15 protein-coding genes and 1 pseudogene are annotated in these 17,272 nt (G+C 58.5%); 4 read left to right on the top strand and 12 right to left on the bottom strand.

The annotated features are described in order from the left end of the window. Window positions 1-256 precede the first annotated feature (256 nt). Both B9Z37_RS13045 and B9Z37_RS13040 read right to left on the bottom strand, forming a co-directional pair. On the bottom strand, window positions 257-1,669 hold the full coding sequence (locus tag B9Z37_RS13045) for a sensor histidine kinase (RefSeq protein WP_240606727.1): 1,413 nt from the start codon (window positions 1,667-1,669) through the stop codon (window positions 257-259). Next, a complete protein-coding gene (locus B9Z37_RS13040; protein WP_240606726.1) occupies window positions 1,666-2,385 on the bottom strand; it encodes a response regulator in 720 nt (239 codons plus the stop codon). Before B9Z37_RS13040 ends, B9Z37_RS13045 begins: the two co-directional genes overlap by 4 nt. 112 nt (window positions 2,386-2,497) lie before the next feature. Between B9Z37_RS13040 and B9Z37_RS13035 the strand changes: the two genes are divergently transcribed. Genes B9Z37_RS13035 through B9Z37_RS13025 form a run of 3 tightly spaced genes read left to right on the top strand, consistent with a single transcriptional unit; the run spans window position 2,498 to window position 5,478 of the window. Continuing rightward, window positions 2,498-3,472 carry a Bug family tripartite tricarboxylate transporter substrate binding protein gene (locus B9Z37_RS13035; protein ID WP_108313460.1) on the top strand — a complete coding sequence of 325 codons (975 nt, stop codon included), beginning with the start codon at window positions 2,498-2,500 and terminating at the stop codon, window positions 3,470-3,472. Further along, a complete protein-coding gene (locus B9Z37_RS13030; RefSeq protein WP_108313459.1) occupies window positions 3,469-3,933 on the top strand; it encodes a tripartite tricarboxylate transporter TctB family protein in 465 nt (154 codons plus the stop codon). Before B9Z37_RS13035 ends, B9Z37_RS13030 begins: the two co-directional genes overlap by 4 nt. A gap of 57 nt (window positions 3,934-3,990) precedes the next feature. Further along, the gene (locus B9Z37_RS13025) at window positions 3,991-5,478 is read left to right on the top strand and encodes a tripartite tricarboxylate transporter permease (RefSeq protein WP_108313458.1); all 1,488 of its coding nucleotides are present in this window, start codon (window positions 3,991-3,993) and stop codon (window positions 5,476-5,478) included. Window positions 5,479-5,527: 49 nt separating this feature from the next. On the opposite strand, the gene B9Z37_RS13020 is transcribed toward B9Z37_RS13025, so the two are convergent. Then, window positions 5,528-6,862 (bottom strand): tyrosine-type recombinase/integrase, encoded by a 1,335-nt coding sequence (locus B9Z37_RS13020; RefSeq protein ID WP_240606725.1) that lies wholly within the window; start codon window positions 6,860-6,862, stop codon window positions 5,528-5,530. Between B9Z37_RS13020 and B9Z37_RS13015 the strand changes: the two genes are divergently transcribed. Beyond that, entirely contained in the window at window positions 6,833-8,104 is a 1,272-nt protein-coding gene (locus B9Z37_RS13015; RefSeq protein WP_108313457.1) for a porin, read from the top strand. The two genes, B9Z37_RS13020 and B9Z37_RS13015, sit on opposite strands and share 30 nt — an antisense overlap. Before the next feature lie 402 nt (window positions 8,105-8,506). Here B9Z37_RS13015 and B9Z37_RS13010 read toward each other — a convergent pair whose 3' ends face one another. The 9 genes and pseudogenes from B9Z37_RS13010 to B9Z37_RS12970 all read right to left on the bottom strand — a co-directional run bounded on the left by B9Z37_RS13010 (window position 8,507) and on the right by B9Z37_RS12970 (window position 17,271). Beyond that, window positions 8,507-9,547 (bottom strand): GSU2403 family nucleotidyltransferase fold protein, encoded by a 1,041-nt coding sequence (locus B9Z37_RS13010; protein ID WP_108313456.1) that lies wholly within the window; start codon window positions 9,545-9,547, stop codon window positions 8,507-8,509. Window positions 9,548-9,620: 73 nt separating this feature from the next. Continuing rightward, window positions 9,621-9,908, bottom strand: a pseudogene (locus B9Z37_RS13005) (oligopeptide/dipeptide ABC transporter ATP-binding protein); the annotation flags it as partial. Window positions 9,909-9,922: 14 nt separating this feature from the next. Beyond that, complete coding sequence (locus B9Z37_RS13000) at window positions 9,923-11,152, bottom strand: type II toxin-antitoxin system HipA family toxin (RefSeq protein ID WP_108313455.1); 1,230 nt, start codon at window positions 11,150-11,152, stop codon at window positions 9,923-9,925. Further along, a complete protein-coding gene (locus tag B9Z37_RS12995) occupies window positions 11,149-11,481 on the bottom strand; it encodes a helix-turn-helix transcriptional regulator (RefSeq protein WP_167394391.1) in 333 nt (110 codons plus the stop codon). The genes B9Z37_RS13000 and B9Z37_RS12995 overlap by 4 nt, the downstream gene beginning before the upstream one ends. Window positions 11,482-11,541: 60 nt before the next feature. After that, complete coding sequence (locus B9Z37_RS12990) at window positions 11,542-12,537, bottom strand: ABC transporter ATP-binding protein (protein WP_108313453.1); 996 nt, start codon at window positions 12,535-12,537, stop codon at window positions 11,542-11,544. Then, window positions 12,534-13,502 carry an ABC transporter ATP-binding protein gene (locus tag B9Z37_RS12985; RefSeq protein WP_108313452.1) on the bottom strand — a complete coding sequence of 323 codons (969 nt, stop codon included), beginning with the start codon at window positions 13,500-13,502 and terminating at the stop codon, window positions 12,534-12,536. Before B9Z37_RS12985 ends, B9Z37_RS12990 begins: the two co-directional genes overlap by 4 nt. Then, window positions 13,499-14,407, bottom strand: coding sequence for an ABC transporter permease (locus B9Z37_RS12980; protein WP_108313451.1), 909 nt, complete (start codon window positions 14,405-14,407; stop codon window positions 13,499-13,501). Before B9Z37_RS12980 ends, B9Z37_RS12985 begins: the two co-directional genes overlap by 4 nt. A 3-nt stretch (window positions 14,408-14,410) precedes the next feature. Then, entirely contained in the window at window positions 14,411-15,991 is a 1,581-nt protein-coding gene (locus B9Z37_RS12975) for an ABC transporter substrate-binding protein (protein WP_108313450.1), read from the bottom strand. A 44-nt stretch (window positions 15,992-16,035) separates the two neighbouring features. After that, window positions 16,036-17,271: a M20 aminoacylase family protein gene (locus tag B9Z37_RS12970; protein WP_108313449.1), complete on the bottom strand. Its 1,236-nt coding sequence runs from the start codon at window positions 17,269-17,271 to the stop codon at window positions 16,036-16,038. Window position 17,272 lies beyond the last annotated feature (1 nt).

Genomic DNA, 17,272 nt, shown 5'->3' with positions numbered 1-17,272 from the left:
CACGCGGGTATCCATAGCTGACGAAGGCATAGACCCCCGATCAGGTCGGGGGTGACGAGAGTTTGTCATACCCGCGCACGCGGGTATCCATAGCTGACGAAGGCATAGACCCCCGATCAGGTCGGGGGTGACGAGAGTTTTGTCATACCCGCGCACGCGGGTATCCATGGCTGACGAAGGCATAGACCCCCGATCAGGTCGGGGGTGACAAATTGTCTTACCCGGCTCGACCGGGTATCCATACGCGGCGAGGGCGTTATGTCCAGCTGAGGCGTATCGCTGTGCCGCAGCCACCGTGCACCGGGCTGCGCACGCTGACTTCGGCACCGTGCTGGCTGGCGATTTCTTTCACGATGGCCAAGCCCAAACCACTGCCCGAAAGCCCGGCTGGCGCGGCGCGGTAAAAGCGCTCGAACACATGCGCCTGGTGCTCAGGCGCGATCCCTGGCCCGTCATCTTCGACCTCGACCCAAGAGGCCCCCACCCGTACCGTGATGTGGGTGCCCACCGGACCATGGTGCATGGCGTTGTCGATCAGGTTGCTCAACGCCTCATGCAACAGCAAGGCCACACCCTGCACCTCACTGCGGGCCACTTGCACCTCCAGCCCCAAGTCGTCGCCCGCTTGGTGCGCACGCAACAAATGCTCTTGGGTCACGCGTCGGGCCAGGTCAACCAAATCCACGGTGTGTGGGCTGTGCATTTCGCGGGCGTGCTCCACGCGGGTCATGGCCAGCAGTTGCTCGGTCAAGCGCACCGCGTCATCGGTGGTTTGGCGTGCCGCCGACAGCAAGGCCTGCGCCTGCTCGGGTTCGGCGTTGCGCTGCGCCAGCGCCAGCTGGGTTTTCAGGGCCGTGAGGGGCGTGCGCAACTGGTGCGCGGCGTTGTCCAAAAAGCGCTTGCGGATGTCGATCAAGCGCCCCAGCCGCTCCAGGTAACTGTTGAGTGTCTCGATCAGGGGCCGCAACTCGCGCGGCAAATCCGGCGGCTGGATGGGCGAAAAATCGTCATCGGCTTTGTGCGCCAATTGCTGCCTAAACGCCTCCAGCGGGCGAATGCCGCGCTGCACCCCCCAGACCACCAACAGCGCAGCGGCCAGCAGCAACAAACCTTGGCTGCCCAAGGTGTCCCACAAAATGTGCTGAATGAGTTGCTGACGCGCCTCCATGGTTTCGGCCACCGTGATCTTGATGAGCGCATCGGCAGGCCCCGCATCTTCCATGACGTGCGTCAGCTCGGCCAGGCGCACGGGCTGGTTCAGGTACACGCCATCGTCAAACTGCACCAAGGCAAAGTACTTGACGGCAGATTTTTCACGCACAGGCGCACTGGGCAGTGCGGCGTCGCCCGCCAACCATGCCCCCCCCACCGAGGTGACTTTGTAAAAAAGACGCGAGCCCGTGTGGTTTTCAAACAGATAGCCCGCTGCCCGGAGCACGTCCAGCTGCAGACGGCCATCGCGCCACTCCAGCTCTTCGGCCAAGGTGCGGGCCGCCAAATACAAAGAACGGTCATAGGCTTCATTGGCCGCCTGCACCGCATTGCCATAGCCCACCCAGGCGTTCACCCCGATCAAGCCCATCAAGGGCCACAAGATCCAGCTGAGCAAGCGCCTGCGCAAAGAGGCGACCGCCTGCGCCTGGCCGGTGGGCGTGGGGTGCAGGCTCAAGTGGGTTGCCCAGCAGACAGGGTCAGCATGTAGCCCATGCCGCGAAACGTGGTGATGGTGACTTCCGGCGGTTCAGCAGACGTTGCAAGGGCCGATTCGAATTTCTTGCGCAAACGGTAAATCAGCACCTCCACCGCCTCCAGCCCGGTGGCCTCGTCGGCAAACACCTCGGTGTGCAGTTGCTCTTTGCTCACCGTGCGCTGCGGCGACTCCAGCAACACCCGCAGCGCAGCGGCTTCGCGTTTGGTCAGGGCCAAGGGCTGGCCGTTGAGCTGGACAGCACCGCTTTCCGCCTGCATTTCCAGCGGTCCGCAACGCAGCACCGCAGGCTTGACGCGGCCATGGCGGCGCAGCAACACCTGTAGGCGAGCCTCCAATTCACTCAAATCAAACGGTTTGGGCAAATAGTCGTCGGCGCCCATGTTCAGGCCCAACACCCGGTCTGGCACGCTGGCCCGGGCCGTCAAAATCAAGACCGGCACGCTGTCCCCGCGCTCGCGCAAAGCTTGCAGCACGCTCAAGCCGTCTCGCCCGGGCAACTGCAAATCGAGCAACACCGCATCAAACCCATGCCCCGGCTGCAAACACTGGTCAGCTTGCACTCCATCGGTGGCAAAACTGACTGCCATACCGCCCTGGCGCAAAGCCGTGCCCAGCCACAACGAGATGTCTGGCGTGTCTTCGACCAACAGGATCCGGGGCTTTAGGGTATTCACTGAACGAAATTGACAGGTGATTGACAGCTTGGGGCCGTGCCCAAGCTCAGAATGGTGGCTGTCTGCCAGCCTGCTTGGCAGTGGTGCTTTGATTTTTACACAGGAGACTGAAATGCAAATGTCCAAACGCGACTTTTTGGCCCTCGGCGCTGCCGCAGGTGCATCCATGGCCCTGCCCGCATGGGCCCAGGCCAAACCCCTGATTGCCAACATGAACATGTTTGTGCCTGCTGCCCCCGGCGGCGGCTGGGATGGCACCGCCCGTGCCATGGAGCGTGCCGCCAAGGCCGCAGGTCTGGTGGGCACCATGCAATTTGAAAACGTGGGCGGCGCGGGTGGCATGGTCGGTCTGCCCCGTTTTGTGAACCAACGCAAAGGCCAAGGCAACACCCTCATGGTGGGCGGATCGGTCATGATCGGCGCCGGCATTGCCAACAAGAGCCCCGTCACCATCAAGGACGTGACCCCGATTGCACGCCTGACCGAAGAAGCGGGTGTGATCGTGGTACCCGCCAACGGCAAGATCAAAACCTGGAAAGAACTGGAAGCCGCCATCAAGGCCAACCCCAAGGCCGTGTCGGTCGCTGGCGGCAGCGCTGGCGGCACAGACCACCTGATTTTGGGCATGCTGATCAAGGCCCTGGGCAAGAACCCTCGCGAAGCCGCTTATGTGGCGTTTGCTGGCGGCGGTCCAGCCAATGCCGCGATTTTGGGTGGCCAAGTCGTCGCTGGCATTTCGGGCTACTCCGAATTCGAAGAGCAAATCAAAGCCGGCCGCATGATCCCGCTGGCCGTCTCGGGCAAACGCCGCATTCCCGGCGTGAGCGTACCCACCCTGACCGAACTGGGCGTGAACGTCTCCGAATCCAACTGGCGCGGTGTGTTTGCCCCCCCCGGCATCTCGGCCGCCCAGCGCGAAGCCATGATCGACTTCGTGACCAAGCTCAACGCTTCTGCCCAGTGGCGTCAAGAACTGGAAACACGCAAGTGGACCGACGCCTTCATGACCGAACGCCCATTTGAGCGCGACCTGGCCAAGGACATCGAAGAAAAAGTCGTCCTGATGAAAGAGCTGGGTCTGGCATGACACCGCTGCGTGTCGCCCTCTTGTTGGTCACCCTGTGCGGGGTGGCCGCTTGGCAGGTCACGGTCATTCCTGAATCTTTGATGCAGATGACCGTGGGCCCTGTGCTGGCTCCGGGCGTGATCGTGGCCGCGCTCAGCCTGTTTGCCGTCTTGTACGGCATCAGTGCCTGGCGTGGTCGCCAAACCGATGAAAGCCATGCACCTGACCAGTCGGCTTTGCCTGGTGCCAACACGCGCATGCTCAGCTTGCTGGGCGGCGGTGTGGCTTTCATCGCGCTGGTGATCCCCCTGGGTTTTGTCATTCCCGGCACGTTGTGCGGCATGGGCGTGGCCAGGGCTTTTGACGCCCCGCTGAACCTCAAGTCAGCACTGATCTGCTGTGCCATTGCCAGCACCTTCTGGTTTGTGTTTGCCCAATTGCTGGGTGTGGGTTTGGGCCCGGCACTGCCTTGGTTGATCTGACGCGGACCTCGTCCGCGCAGTGCCCGCCAGTTTTCACGTTTTTCGATCGGATACCCCATGGAAGCTTTTGACGCCCTGATGGGTGGCTTTGCCATTGCCTTGCAACCCACCACCTTGATGTGGGGCTTCGTGGGCTGCTTTGTCGGTACGCTGGTCGGCGTTTTGCCCGGCATCGGCCCCGCGCTGACCATCGCCCTGCTGCTGCCCCTGACCTACCATGTGCCCGCGACCAGCATGTTCGTCATGTTTGCCGGCATTTACTACGGCGCGGCCTATGGGGGCTCCACCACCTCCATCTTGCTCAACACGCCGGGCGAGTCTGCGGCGGTCGTCACCGCGCTCGAAGGCAACAAAATGGCTCGCCGAGGTCGCGCTGGCCAAGCCCTGGCCACCGCCGCCATCGGCAGCTTTGTGGCCGGCACCATTGGCACCTTGGCCCTGACCTTTGTGGCCCCTTGGGTGGTCGAAGCGGCTCTGGCCTTTGGCCCTGCCGAATATTTCAGCCTCATGGTTTTGTCGGTGGTCGCGGTGTCAGCCGTGCTGGGCAACTCGATGTTGCGCGGCCTGGTGGCGCTCGGCCTGGGCTTGCTTTTGGGCATGGTGGGGGTGGACCTGCAAACCGGCCAACCCCGCTTCACCTTCGGCCGCCCGGAACTGCTCGATGGCATTGAAGTGACGGTGGCAGCCGTAGGCCTGTTTGCCGTGGGCGAAGCGCTGTACCTGGCCTGGCAAGGCCGCGAGTCCAAAGGTGGCGAGGTCATGAAATTGACAGGCAGCCTGTGGATGAGCAAACAAGACTGGGCCCGCTCTTGGAAAGCCTGGTTCCGTGGCGCTTTCTTTGGTTTCCCCATCGGCGCCATGCCCGCAGGCGGGGCTGAATTGCCCACCCTCTTGTCTTATTACACCGAGAAAAAACTCTCCAAACACCCCGAAGAATTTGGCCACGGCGCCATCGAAGGCGTAGCCGGACCTGAAGCCGCCAACAACGCCGCCGCAGCGGGTGTGCTCATGCCCTTGCTCACTTTGGGCATCCCTACTTCGGCCACGGCAGCCATCATGCTGTCGGCCTTTGAAGGCTATGGCATCCAGACGGGCCCACAATTGTTCAGCCAACAAGGCAGCTTGGTGTGGACCCTGATCGCCAGCCTCTACATCGGCAACGTGATCTTGCTGGTGCTCAACCTGCCCTTGGTGAGCCTGTGGGTCAAACTGCTCAAGATCCCGCCGCCTTGGCTGTATGCCGGCATCATCGTCATCTCGACAGCGGGTGTGTACGGCGCAGGCAACTCGGTGTTCAACGTGGGCTTGTTGTTTGTCTTCGGCTTGCTGGGTTACATCATGCGCCGCTTTGACTTCCCCGCTGCCCCACTGATCGTTGGCTTGATCCTGGCCCCACTGGGCGAACAATCCATGCGCCAAGCCCTGACCATCAGCCAAGGCGAATGGTCAACCTTCTTCACGCGGCCGCTGTCAGGCAGCTTGATGGCCGTAGCGGCCCTGCTCTTGATCGTGCCGCCACTCTACAAAACGCTCAAGCGGTCTTGAGTCTGGGCTTTCAAAAAGCAAAAGGCCTGTCCAGCGGACAGGCCTTTTTTCATGTTTTTCGCCCTTTCCCAGGACGGCGGCTTTGAATCATGGCGACATTCATTTCACCATCGAGCGATGAAGCGTAGAAGCGCTCAATCATTTGCACAGAGGTTCGGGCATTGCGGGCCAGCGTCAACATGTCGATGCCTTGTCCGTAAAGCAGCCTGAACATGATGGCAGTGTGGCGCAAGCAGTAAAGCGTTCGTGGACGGTTCATCTCATCCGTTGTGGACAAACCGGCCTCACGCATCACCCATTTGAACCAGAACCCCAGCACCGCCAAAGCGTAATTGCGGTCCTTTTCTGCAGGCAGAAAAACAAAATCCTCGGGGCCACCATACCCTTGCGCCCGGGCATGGCGCAAGGTCGACTCATACACATGCACGGCCGCTTGCATCGAGACCATCGGTTTATCGTGCTTCTTGGTTTCAGGCAAATTCAATCGCAAATAAACGGATTCACCCCGCACAACCGTCACGTGTTTGTTTTTGAGTTCCCGCAAGTCACCTGGCCGAACAAATGCATTGACCATGAAACGGATCACCCAAAACATGTCCGGTGCCAGCAACATGTTTCTCGGCGCAACCCAAAACCGGTCGCGATGGCCATCGGTCGATTTGAGTGGCGGTGCCTGAATGCCTGAGCGAGACATTTTCAGGGCCGTGCGTGCCAACTGGCGGTATTCGTCCAAGGACAACATCGACCGTGGTTGTGTAGACACTTTGATGCGCGGAAACTCAGGCACCTCTTTCAACAAGCCACTGCGCACCGCCACCTTCAGCAGTTTCCTGACCAGCACAAGGTATTGAGACACCGTGGTGGAACTCAATTGATGCTGTGTCAACCGCGAAACAAACCCCTCCAAATCGACATGGGTCACCTGTGTCGGCGCGACGTACCTGAAAAAGGGCAGGACATGGGCCTCGAGCCTGTTCTTTTGTATGCCGACAGAGCCTGCACTCAACTCCCCACGCTCCACACGTTCCCACTCTTGATCCAAGAGTTTTTCAGCGATGAATTGGAAGTTGTTCTTTTTTTCAAAGCCAGGGTTGGGATCAACGTACTTTTTGACAGGCGCAGCGCGAACCTGCTGTGGCTGGCTTGCTTCAATTGGCTCTGGACTGCCAGCCAGCAAAGTCGCATTCAAGACTGGCAAATGGCCCTGCCCCATGCTCGCGCAAATGAGATCCCAACAATCGGCTGGTAAAACGTAAAAAGCGGGTTTGTTGTCGTGCAAAACCAAGAGTGGCGATTCACCACACTGATCCACCAAATTCATGGAATCAGTTAAAAATTCTCGCAAACCAATCATTTGGTTAGCATTTATAGATCTAGCAATCATGAGGCTACGTTACGACAGACTGATAAATTTGTCTGTAATGGACGCCACGCAGATCATCATTTCATTGTAGCTGCTCTGGCTACATTGGCAGCCGTTTCGGGCACCGCTTTCGCTCAATCTTCCGTGACCATCTACGGTAATTTGGATGTCAGCGCTGGCAAACTCAAAGGCGGTGAGTTCGGTGTCAACAACGGCATCAACTACGCTGTGCCAGCTTCGCAAGCTGCTACAGGCTTGACCAACTCCGTGGGCAAGAGCTTCTTGTCTACCAGCGTGCTGGGCTTCCGCGGCGTGGAAGACCTGGGCGGTGGCATGAAGGCCACCTTCAACCTGCAAACTGGCGGTTTGGATCTGTCCAACGGCAACCCTGCTCTGGCTTTCAGCCGTGAAGCCAACCTGGGCCTGGAAACTGGCGCTGGTAACTTCAAGTTCGGTCGCTCTGTCAGCACAGCCACCAGCGTGATGGGTAAATTTGACCTGAACGGTATTTCTGGTGCTTCCCCAACTGCCGTGTTGGGTGCAAACGTTGTGAACTGGTATGCCTCTTCACGTCGCAGCGATCAAATCGAGTACACAGCACCCGCCGTCAATGGCTTGACCGCTCGTGTTTCTTACATCGCCAAAGGCGATGCCAGCACTGACCACACTTTTGGTGGTACCGCAGCTACTTTGTCTGCTGGTGCAGCAGCCCCAACCATTGCCAACTTCAAAGACCGCTTCGTCATTGGTGCCAACTACGATCAAGGTCCTCTGAGCATTGGCGCCGTGTACGAAACCAAGAACTCTGATTCCCAAGCTGTCCGTGATGCCTACGCTGTGGGCGCTTCGTATGACCTCGGCGTGGCCAAGGTTTCTGCCAGCTACAACCAAAACGCAGCCAAAGGCGGTAGCAATATCGTTGCTTACACAGGTGCAACTGCAGCCAGCTATGTTGGTAAAACTGGTTGGCACAGTGCAGCAGGCGCAATCGGTGGTAAGGGCTGGGGCATTGGTGCATCGGCTCCCATGGGCGCTTTGACCGTGGGCGTTCAATACGGAGAAAACACAGAGAACAAGACAAAAGCAACAGAATTGTTTGCCAACTATGCTTTGAGCAAGCGCACCTCTGTGTATGCTAACTACGGCATGACAAAAGGTGTTGTGCAACAGGCTGCTACCGCACCTACCAGCAACGCTGTTGCGTTGGGTGCTATTCCAGCTGACCCAACACTGTTCAACGTGGGCATGCGCCACTCCTTCTAATTTGACGCTGGCGCAAGCCAGCTGAGAGTTAAAAGCTTAAAAAACCCACCGTGGCAACACGGTGGGTTTTTTTTATGAGCGAACAACATCTGCTAGCCCAGTCGATTTCTGAACCCATGACGCCATACATTCACGATGGACGGCACAAGCCCAGTCATGCGTACACCCAAGGTTGGAGAACTTGACTCACCGCATCAAAGATTCGCGTTGATGGATAAAGTCCTGATGCATTTTCTGGCGTGTCACTCGCCGAATGTCAAATGACTCGACCAGTGTGGGCTACTGATCCACCACTTCGAGCATGGCATCCAGCCTTTGCACGACCCACCTTGCATAGGGCACGCCTAGCTGCGCCAGTTGAGTCAGATGGCAGCGGTTGATGTACTGTCCCTCACCACAGCATCATGTTTTGATGAAATCCAATTCGATGTCTGGATACCGTGATTTCAGGTACTCTGCGCCGCGCATACACCGACTGATCCAGCCTTTGCCGCTGCGCTGAATCATTTCCCAAGCCTCTTCCAAGGCGTCGGGTTCATTCTCCTGGAGGTAAGCGATCAGGCTGGCTGCCTGTGCGATGTCTTTCTGGGCTTTGACTTGCAGCTCGGGCGGGCGCTCTCCAAAAACAATCAATTTGTGCAAAGCATAACGTTCAGCTTTGGGTACATTGATGGCAACAGGACCATTGCGTGAAATCAAGACGGCCTGCATGGTGGCGTCCATTGAGAAATTCATGAATTGAAGTGGCTGCATGCTCAAGTTAAGGGCATGGACACGGATGGGGGCATCGGTGGTGTTGACCTTGGGCGTCACAAAATCCAGCTGCAAATCGGGCTCATCTTGTTTGGTGAATGTCGTTTGCGATACGTTGGGGATGAAACCCATTTCCAAAGACTCGATCACACTGCGTGCATCCATCTTGAGCCCATCGGGCATCGCAATGGAGAGGTTGTTACCAGGATGGGCAAAGTCAATGTCCAGCGTTTGATTGCCTTCTGTCCAACGGATGCCAAAGTGGTTTTGATACGCTAAAAAAGCATGCGTTCCGATGAGGATGCCACCGGCATGGAAAAAACCATGGTCAGCCAATCTTTGCAGGATCCGGTAATGGGTGCGGCCAATGGCGTTTGCGCCAAGCTCAATGGCGGAGCGGCATAAACGGCCCAGATGTGCCAATGCTTCGGTGTGAGAGGGCTGCTTTTTAAAGTCGGCCATCAAGCCCCTCAAGCTTTCCGAGTCATTGCCCAGGTAAATTTGTCTGGTTTTTCCATCTAAAGACTTGAATTGATAATACCAATAGGTCATTTTCCCAAGCTTCTTTTGGGTAAATCCGCCCGGCAAATCTGCCACCGTGCGGTTCAGACTGATGGACTGAGCGGCGGGCACCAAGTTGGCAAAGGCTGCCTGTGCAGAGGCCGGCAAGTGTTGATACCCGTTTTGCATTCTTATACTTCCCAAAATATATTAGGTAGTATAAGGACACCCTCACTGCAAAGCAATGGCGCTCGAGTCTGCGTCACACCACCGCGTGGCAAGCGATCTTGATGCCTTTGAAATCGCGCAACGGTGGACGCTCGGCGCGGCAGATGTCTGTGGCCTGCGGGCAGCGTGGGTGGAAGGTGCAGCCGCTCGGTGGGTTGAGCGGGTTGGGCACCTCGCCTTGCACGGGGGTGCGGGCTCGGCCCGTGTCGTGCATTTTGGGAATCGCGTCCAGCAGCATCTTGGTGTAGGGGTGCTGCGGGTTGCTGAACAAAGTGTGCTTGTCGGCCAATTCCACCAGACGGCCGCTGACCATGACACCCATGAAGTTCAATGGGCTCAGTGCATCAATGCTTCGCGCTGACGGATGACAGCCTCATGCATTTTCTGGCGTGTGGCTCGCCGAAGATCAAATGACTCAATCAGTGTGGGCCACTGATCCACCACTTCGAGCATGGCATCCAGCCTTTGCGCGGCCCACCTTGCATCGAGCCCGCCTTGCTGTGCCAATTTCGTGAAATGGCTTCGCTTGATGTACAGACCTTCTCCACAAACGTCCATTTGGTGCTCACCGCCGGGACCTTCGCTGTAAGTCAGATCAAAGCACGGTGCCAGCTTCCAGTGCCGTTGCGCATCCATGCGGTAGGCCAGGTTTTTGGCATGGTCATCCCGGTTGTGAAACAGCACGTTAAAGACCGCACGCTCGAACGCTTTTTGCACCTCCCGCTCATCGCGCGTGATCATGCGTGTGGCACGCAAAAAAGTGGTGTAGTCCACCGCCGACGGGATTCTGAAGTCCGCGTGCAGAAAACCGGCCAGTGAATGGATCGGGACACGCAAGCCCTGCGCCAAATCGAAGCGTTCAATGCCCAGTGCCGCGTGTTGAGTGCTCAAATCGAACACCCGTGTGGCGGGCACATCCAGGCCACAGGCGCTGGCCAGTTGCGCGTAAAACGCCTCGATGGCACACACTTCTTTGTGCTCACCCAAGGCTTGGAATTTGACCAACCAGCCTGACCCTGCTGACATGGGGGTCGTGCTGATGCGAGACGTGACCGGATCATAGAACACCAAAACTTTGGGCCTGGCCCCCTGCGGGGAGCCGCCCAGCATGGCCAGTTTTTGAAGGGTTTGAGTGTCTTCGCCTTGCAAAACCAGCGCTGTCTCGTTGGCCAGGGCAACCAGATCCACCGCGTCGGGCACAACATCGCCCTGTGTGTCAGGCTCATAGGTGAGTGCCCCCAGCCCACGATGACCAATGAAGCTCAAGCGGTCCAGCGGGGAACACTGTTCCGGGCGAAGCCCTTGCTTTCTGAAGAGCCGGTCCATGAGCAACATGCCCCAACCATCTGGCAGAGAATCTGCAAACAAGCCGGGTAAGCGCCAAAGGTGGCTTGGGAAATTCCCAATGGCCTGTTTTTGCAAGGGTAAATACCTTGGCGACAAGTCCAGCCCCTCGGCCAAGGCTTGTGGCGAATACTCAAAAAGCAGATGGTGCCCATCGTCGGCCAATGTGCCCAAAAGCCAGTTTTCGCCCCATCCCTCGTAGCGGACTTGGATCTTTTTCATGGCTTGTCCTTCGGAATGCGGCGCGTACGAGAGACACGCTGGCGAGCCGGTTTTTGTTGTTGTGCCATGTCCGCAATGGACGCGACAACAGGTTTGAACAAGGGCTGCAATTGCCCCTCTTGACCGAGGCACTGGACCAGTTTGATCCAGGCGATCACCGAAGCTTTGCCCGTGTTTTCGAGCGTGTTGAGTGTGCTGCGAGACACGCCCATGCGCTCGGCCATCTCGGCTTGGGCAATCTCTTTTTGAATCCGCAGGCGTTTCAATCGCTGCGCCAAAGCCAGTGATATTTCATCCGCCGAAGAGAAATTAAAGTCCGAAAATTCCATCATTGCTCCATTTTACTGGAGCAGTGATTGAAATCTCAAGCATTAAAATATATCGCAGAATCACACCACCGCGTGACAAGCGATCTTGATGCCTTTGAAATCGCGCAACGGCGGGCGCTCTGACCGGCAGATGTCGGTGGCCTGCGGGCAGCGCGGGTGGAAGGTGCAGCCGCTTGGGGGGTTCAGCGGGTTGGGCACCTCGCCTTGCACGGGCGTGCGGGCGCGGCCGGTGTCGTGCATTTTTGGAATCGCGTCCAACAGCATCTTGGTGTACGGGTGCTGCGGGTTGGCAAACAAGGTGTGTTTGTCGGCCAGCTCCACCAGTCTGCCCAAGTACATCACGCCCACTTGGTCGCTCACGTGGCGCACCACGGCCAGGTTGTGGCTGATGAACAGATAGGTCAGGCCCCGCTCACGCTGCAGGTCTTTCATGATGTTGAGCACCTGCGCCTGCACGCTCACGTCCAGCGCCGACGTCGGCTCGTCGCACACCAAAAACTCTGGCGCGGTGGCAAGTGCTCGCGCGATCGAGATGCGCTGGCGCTGGCCACCTGAGAACTGGTGGGGGTACTTGACCATGTCGAGCGGCGACAGGCCCACCGATTGGAGCAATTCGGCCACGCGGGCTTTGAGCTCTTCGGCGTCGCTGATCAAACCGTGCTCTTTGAGTGGCTCGCCAATGATGTCGTCCACCGTCCAGCGCGGGTTCAGGCTGGCATAGGGGTCTTGAAAAATCATCTGGATGCGTTGGCGCATCGCCTTGGCATCGTTCGATTTGAAGGCCGCATGGGCGTCTTGCCCGTCAAATGTCAAGCCGCCGCGCGTGGGCTCGTACAGGCCCACCAGCAAACGGGCCACCGTGCTTTTGCCACAACCGGACTCGCCGACCAAGGCCAAGGTCTTGCCGCGCTCGATCTCAAAGCTCACGCCGTCAACAGCATTGAGCATTTGGCGCGGTTTGCGCTCGATCACGCGGTTGAGCCATGGGGCCGACACGTCAAAGGTTTTGGCCAAGTCGTGCGCAACAACCAAGGGCTGCTTCTTGTGGTCGCTCATGCTGCGCTCCCATCGTGCAGCCAGCAAGCGGCCTGATTGACGCCAGCTTGCACCAGCTCGGGCCGCTCTTGGCGGCAGCGGTCGAAGGCTTGCGGGCAGCGCGGGTTGAAAGCGCAGCCTTGCGGAATGGCGTTCAGGCGGGGCATGGCACCGTCAATTTGGTTCAGGCGTTCGCGGTCACTGTCCATGTCGGGGATCGAGGCCATCAGGCCTGCGGTGTAAGGGTGTGCGGGGTGGTTGATGACCTGATGCACCGGGCCGATTTCGGCGACACGCCCGGCGTACAGCACCGCCACGCGGTCACAGGTTTCGGCGATCACGCCCATGTCGTGCGTGATCAGCATGACGGCCGCACCACGGTCTTTGCAGACTTTTTTAAGCAAGCTGATGATCTGCGCCTGGATCGACACATCGAGCGCGGTGGTCGGTTCGTCGGCCACGATGAGCTGCGGCTCGGCAGCCAAGGCCAGCGCAATCACCACACGCTGACGCATGCCGCCCGAAAACTGGTGCGGGTAATGGTCAATGCGCTCTTCGGCGGCCGAAATGCCGGTGTCCTTGAGCAAATCAATGGCACGTTGGCGGGCCTCTTGGGGCGTCACCGGCAGGTGCGCCAAGATGGTTTCAGTCAGCTGCCTGCCAATGGTGTACAGCGGATTGAGCGATGTGAGTGGGTCCTGAAAAATCGCACCAATCTTGCGGCCCCGGATGTGGCGCATCTGGTCGGCATTCAAGTGATCGATGCGCTGACCTTCCAGCAAAATTTGCCCGCTGGCCACACGGCCCGGTGGCTCAAGCAAGCCGATGATGGCCGCGCCCGTGAGCGACTTGCCTGCACCCGACTCGCCCACCACGCCCAGGATTTCGCCAGGCGCGATGTCGAAAGAAATATCGTCCAGCGCACGCAAGGTGCCGTGGCGGTTGGGAAACTCCACCACCAGGTTTTTGACTTGTAAAAGACTCATCGCAATCTCGGATTCAGCGCGTCGCGCAACCAGTCACCCAGCAAGTTGACCGACAGGGCGATCAGCACCAGCATCAGCCCCGGAAAAATCGTGATCCACCACTCACCCGAGAACAAATAGTCATTGCCCACGCGAATCAGCGTACCCAGCGAAGGCGAGGTAGGCGGTGCACCCACGCCCAAGAAAGACAAAGTGGCCTCGGTGATGATGGCCGTGGCCACCTGGATCGTGGCCAGCACCATGACCGGACCCATCACGTTGGGCAAGACATGCTTGACCATGATGCGCAGAGGGGCCACCCCCGTCACACGCGCGGCCTGCACGTATTCCTTGTTGCGTTCGACCAAAGTCGTGCCGCGCACGGTGCGTGCGTATTGCACCCAGCCAGTGAGCGAAATCGAGATGATCAACACACCAAAGGCCAGTGACTCGTTGGCGTTGGGGAACAAGGCTCGCCCCACCCCCGCGATCAACAGGGCCACCAAAATGGCAGGGAAGGACAACATCACATCGCACAAGCGCATGAGCAAGGCGTCAATCCAACCGCCTTTAAAGCCTGCCAGCAAACCCAGGCCAACGCCCACCGCCACCGACAAGACCACCGAGGCCAAACCCACGATCAAAGAGATGCGCGAGCCGTAGATCAGGGCCGACAAAATGTCGCGCCCCTGATCGTCGGAGCCGAGCAGAAACTTGGTCGTCCCCCCCTCCATCCAAGCAGGCGGTAGGCGGGCGTCGCTCAGCTCCAGCGTGGCCAAGTCAAACGGATTGGTCGGCGATACCCAGCCGGCAAAGACCGAACAAAAAAGACACACGAAGGCGATGCCAGCCGCCACCATCGCCGTGGGCGATTGGCGGAAGCTGTAACCGACGTCGCTGTTCAGCCAACGTTTCAGTGCGTTCATGGTTTATTTGACCGTGATGAATTTCCAAGCCATGCCGTTATCCGGAAACTGCACCAACTCGATGTTTTTCTTGGCTGCCCAGTTCAGCGCTTGCTGGTGCAAAGGCAGGTGACCCACATCGTCTTGGTGGATCTTCATGGCTTCGCGGATCATTTCGTTGCGCTTTTTCTGGTCGGTTTCAGAGGCCACTTTCGCGGTCAACTCATCCACCTTGGGGTTGCTGTAAGCACCCAAGTTGAACTGACCACGACCGCCATCACCTGGAGTCGACAAGATGGGGTACATCACGTTGTGGGCATCCACCGTGCTGGCCGTCCAGCCCAGCATGTAAAAGCTGGTGTTGCGGCTCAAGATTTTGGGGAAGTAAGTGCCCTTGGTCTCGGCTTCGAGGTTGATCTTCACACCCACCTTGGCCAAGTTGGCGGCCACGGCCTGGCAGATTTCTGCGTCGTTGACATAACGGTCATTCGGGCAGTTCATCTTGACTTCAAAACCATTGGGATAACCCGCTTCGGCCAGCAGCTTTTTGGAGGCCTCAACGTCATAAGGCAAACGCTTGGCCAAGTCGGCAGGAAAACCATTGATTTGAGGAGGCATCATCAGTGCCAACGGTGTGGCGGCACCGCGCATCACGCGAGTGCGGATGGTTTCGATGTCGATGGCCTGGTAGAAGGCCTTACGAACACGCACATCCTTGAAAGGGTTCTTGCCCTTCACGTTGGAGAACAGCAGCTCATCGCGTTTTTGGTCCATGCCCAAAAAGATGGCACGCAACTCAGGGCCTTGCAGCACCTTGAGTTTGTCATTGGCTTTGATGCGATCAACGTCTTGCACCGGCACAGGCTCCATCACATCGAGCTCACCCGACATCATGGCCGCCACTCGGGTGGCATCGTTGCCAATCACGTTGTAGATGACCTCTTCCACGTTGCCTGGGATCTTGCCCCAGTAGTTGCCATTGCGCGAAAAAGTGGTGCGCACACTGGGCTGACGCTCACGTACACGGAAAGGGCCTGTACCGTTGGCACGGAAAGAGGCGGCGTTTTCAATGCCCTTGCGGCGATCCACAGGCTTGGTGGCTTGGTTGTCTTCACACCACTTCTTGCTCATGATGGCCCAGTGCGTGATCAACTCGGGCACGATGGGGAACGGAGCGTTGGTGATGATGTCGATGGTGTGGTCGTTGATCTTCTTGATCTCTTTGAATTGACCCACATAGCTCTTCATGTCGGAGCCGTCGCCTTTGGCACGCTCGTAGCTGAAGATCACGTCATCGGCGGTGAAAGGCGTGCCGTCATGGAACTTGACGCCTTTGCGCAACTCAAAACGCCACACCGTGGGGGCGGTCTGCTTCCAGCTGGTGGCCAGCAAAGGGGTGAGCTTGTAGTTGGCGTCGCGTGAAACCAGTGTTTCGTAGACGTTTTCAACGACAGAAATTTGCAAGGACTCATTGAGCGAATGCGGGTCCATGGACAAGGCGTCGCCTTGGTTGCCTACCCGCAAAGTCACGGCTGAAGCCGACACCGCCGTCAAGGCCAGCGCGGCGGCCAAAGTGGCCACGAGAGGGTTGAGTTTGAAAGCCATGGAAATCTCCTTGTTAAATGAACTCACTGAAATACATCCAAACATCATGCCGCAAGAGGCAAGGCCTGCTCCACCAAACTGGCGTGCAATGCCGCCCCGAGCGGCAAGATATCGTCGTTGAAGTCGTACCGGCTGTTGTGCAGAGGGTGCGGCCCTGGGCCATGCGGCAAGCCTTGCCCAATGCGGATGTATGCACCGGGAATCGCCTGCAACATGAAAGAAAAATCTTCACCCCCCATGCTGGGCAGCATGTTGCGCCAAACCTTGTCTTCGCCCACCAGGCCAGCGGCCACATCGCAGGCAAATTGAGCTTCGCGCACCGTGTTGACGGTGGCGGGGTAAGTGCGCTCATACGTCAATTCGGCCGATGCGCCGAAGCCTTGCGCAATGCCGGTACACAAAGAACGCAATCGGTCTTCGATCTGGTCTTGCACGGTCTCGCTGTAAGTGCGCACCGTGCCCACCAAAGTCACCTCTCCGGGGATCACGCTCATCGCACCGGGGTTGCCGCCTTGCATGGAGCAAATGCTGACCACCGCTTGGTCAAACGCCGACAAGCTGCGTGACACCACACTCTGTGCCGCCGTGATGATGTGCCCCGCCACCAACACGGGGTCGATGGCTTGGTGAGGCCGTGCGCCATGACCGCCTTTGCCGCGAATCAAAATTTCGATCCGGTCCACCGCCGCCTGCATAGGGCCGGGGGTGATGCCGATCACCCCCAAGGGGGTTTCTGGCGAGTTGTGCTGGGCATAGACCTGCTCGCACGGAAAGCGCTCAAACAAGCCGTCTTCCATCATGGCACGGGCACCCGCGTAGCCTTCTTCACCGGGCTGAAAAATCAACACCGCCGTGCCGTCAAAGCGCCGGGTTTCGGCCAGGTAACGGGCCGCGCCCATCAGCATGGCGGTATGGCCGTCGTGGCCGCAGCCATGCATGAGACCGGGTGTGCCCGATTTCCAGGTGCATTCGTTGAACTCGGTCAGCGGCAACGCGTCCATGTCAGCGCGCAAACCGATCATGCGGCCCGGGTTGCTGGCCGAGCGGCCTTGTCCGTGGACCAAAGCGACAACACCTGTTTTGCCAATGCCGGCGTGGATGCTGTCCACGCCGCAGACCTTGAGCATTTCGGCCACGCGTGCCGAGGTGTAAACCTCTTCAAAGCCCAGCTCGGGGTGGGCGTGCAGGTCACGCCGAAACGCCGTGAGCTCGGGGTGGAACTGGGCGATGCGGGCAAACGCAGCACCCCGCCCCAAGACCGATTGCAAAGAAGCGCCCATG

The organism is Limnohabitans parvus II-B4 (assembly GCF_003063455.1).
In the GTDB taxonomy this organism is placed as follows: domain Bacteria; phylum Pseudomonadota; class Gammaproteobacteria; order Burkholderiales; family Burkholderiaceae_C; genus Limnohabitans_A; species Limnohabitans_A parvus.
The sequence above is the reverse complement of the archived record's forward strand: the minus strand, read 5'-3'. Positions and strand labels throughout refer to the sequence as shown.

Excerpts from the sequence above, each read along its gene's own strand:
- B9Z37_RS13035 (WP_108313460.1), top strand. The coding sequence starts at position 2,498 with ATGCAAATGTCCAAACGCGACTTTTTGGCCCTCGGCGCTGCCGCAGGT.
- B9Z37_RS13030 (WP_108313459.1), top strand. The coding sequence starts at position 3,469 with ATGACACCGCTGCGTGTCGCCCTCTTGTTGGTCACCCTGTGCGGGGTG.
- B9Z37_RS13025 (WP_108313458.1), top strand. The coding sequence starts at position 3,991 with ATGGAAGCTTTTGACGCCCTGATGGGTGGCTTTGCCATTGCCTTGCAA.
- B9Z37_RS13020 (WP_240606725.1), bottom strand. The coding sequence starts at position 6,862 with ATGATTGCTAGATCTATAAATGCTAACCAAATGATTGGTTTGCGAGAA.
- B9Z37_RS13010 (WP_108313456.1), bottom strand. The coding sequence starts at position 9,547 with ATGCAAAACGGGTATCAACACTTGCCGGCCTCTGCACAGGCAGCCTTT.
- B9Z37_RS13000 (WP_108313455.1), bottom strand. The coding sequence starts at position 11,152 with ATGAAAAAGATCCAAGTCCGCTACGAGGGATGGGGCGAAAACTGGCTT.
- B9Z37_RS12995 (WP_167394391.1), bottom strand. The coding sequence starts at position 11,481 with ATGGAATTTTCGGACTTTAATTTCTCTTCGGCGGATGAAATATCACTG.
- B9Z37_RS12990 (WP_108313453.1), bottom strand. The coding sequence starts at position 12,537 with ATGAGCGACCACAAGAAGCAGCCCTTGGTTGTTGCGCACGACTTGGCC.
- B9Z37_RS12985 (WP_108313452.1), bottom strand. The coding sequence starts at position 13,502 with ATGAGTCTTTTACAAGTCAAAAACCTGGTGGTGGAGTTTCCCAACCGC.
- B9Z37_RS12980 (WP_108313451.1), bottom strand. The coding sequence starts at position 14,407 with ATGAACGCACTGAAACGTTGGCTGAACAGCGACGTCGGTTACAGCTTC.
- B9Z37_RS12975 (WP_108313450.1), bottom strand. The coding sequence starts at position 15,991 with ATGGCTTTCAAACTCAACCCTCTCGTGGCCACTTTGGCCGCCGCGCTG.
- B9Z37_RS12970 (WP_108313449.1), bottom strand. The coding sequence starts at position 17,271 with ATGGGCGCTTCTTTGCAATCGGTCTTGGGGCGGGGTGCTGCGTTTGCC.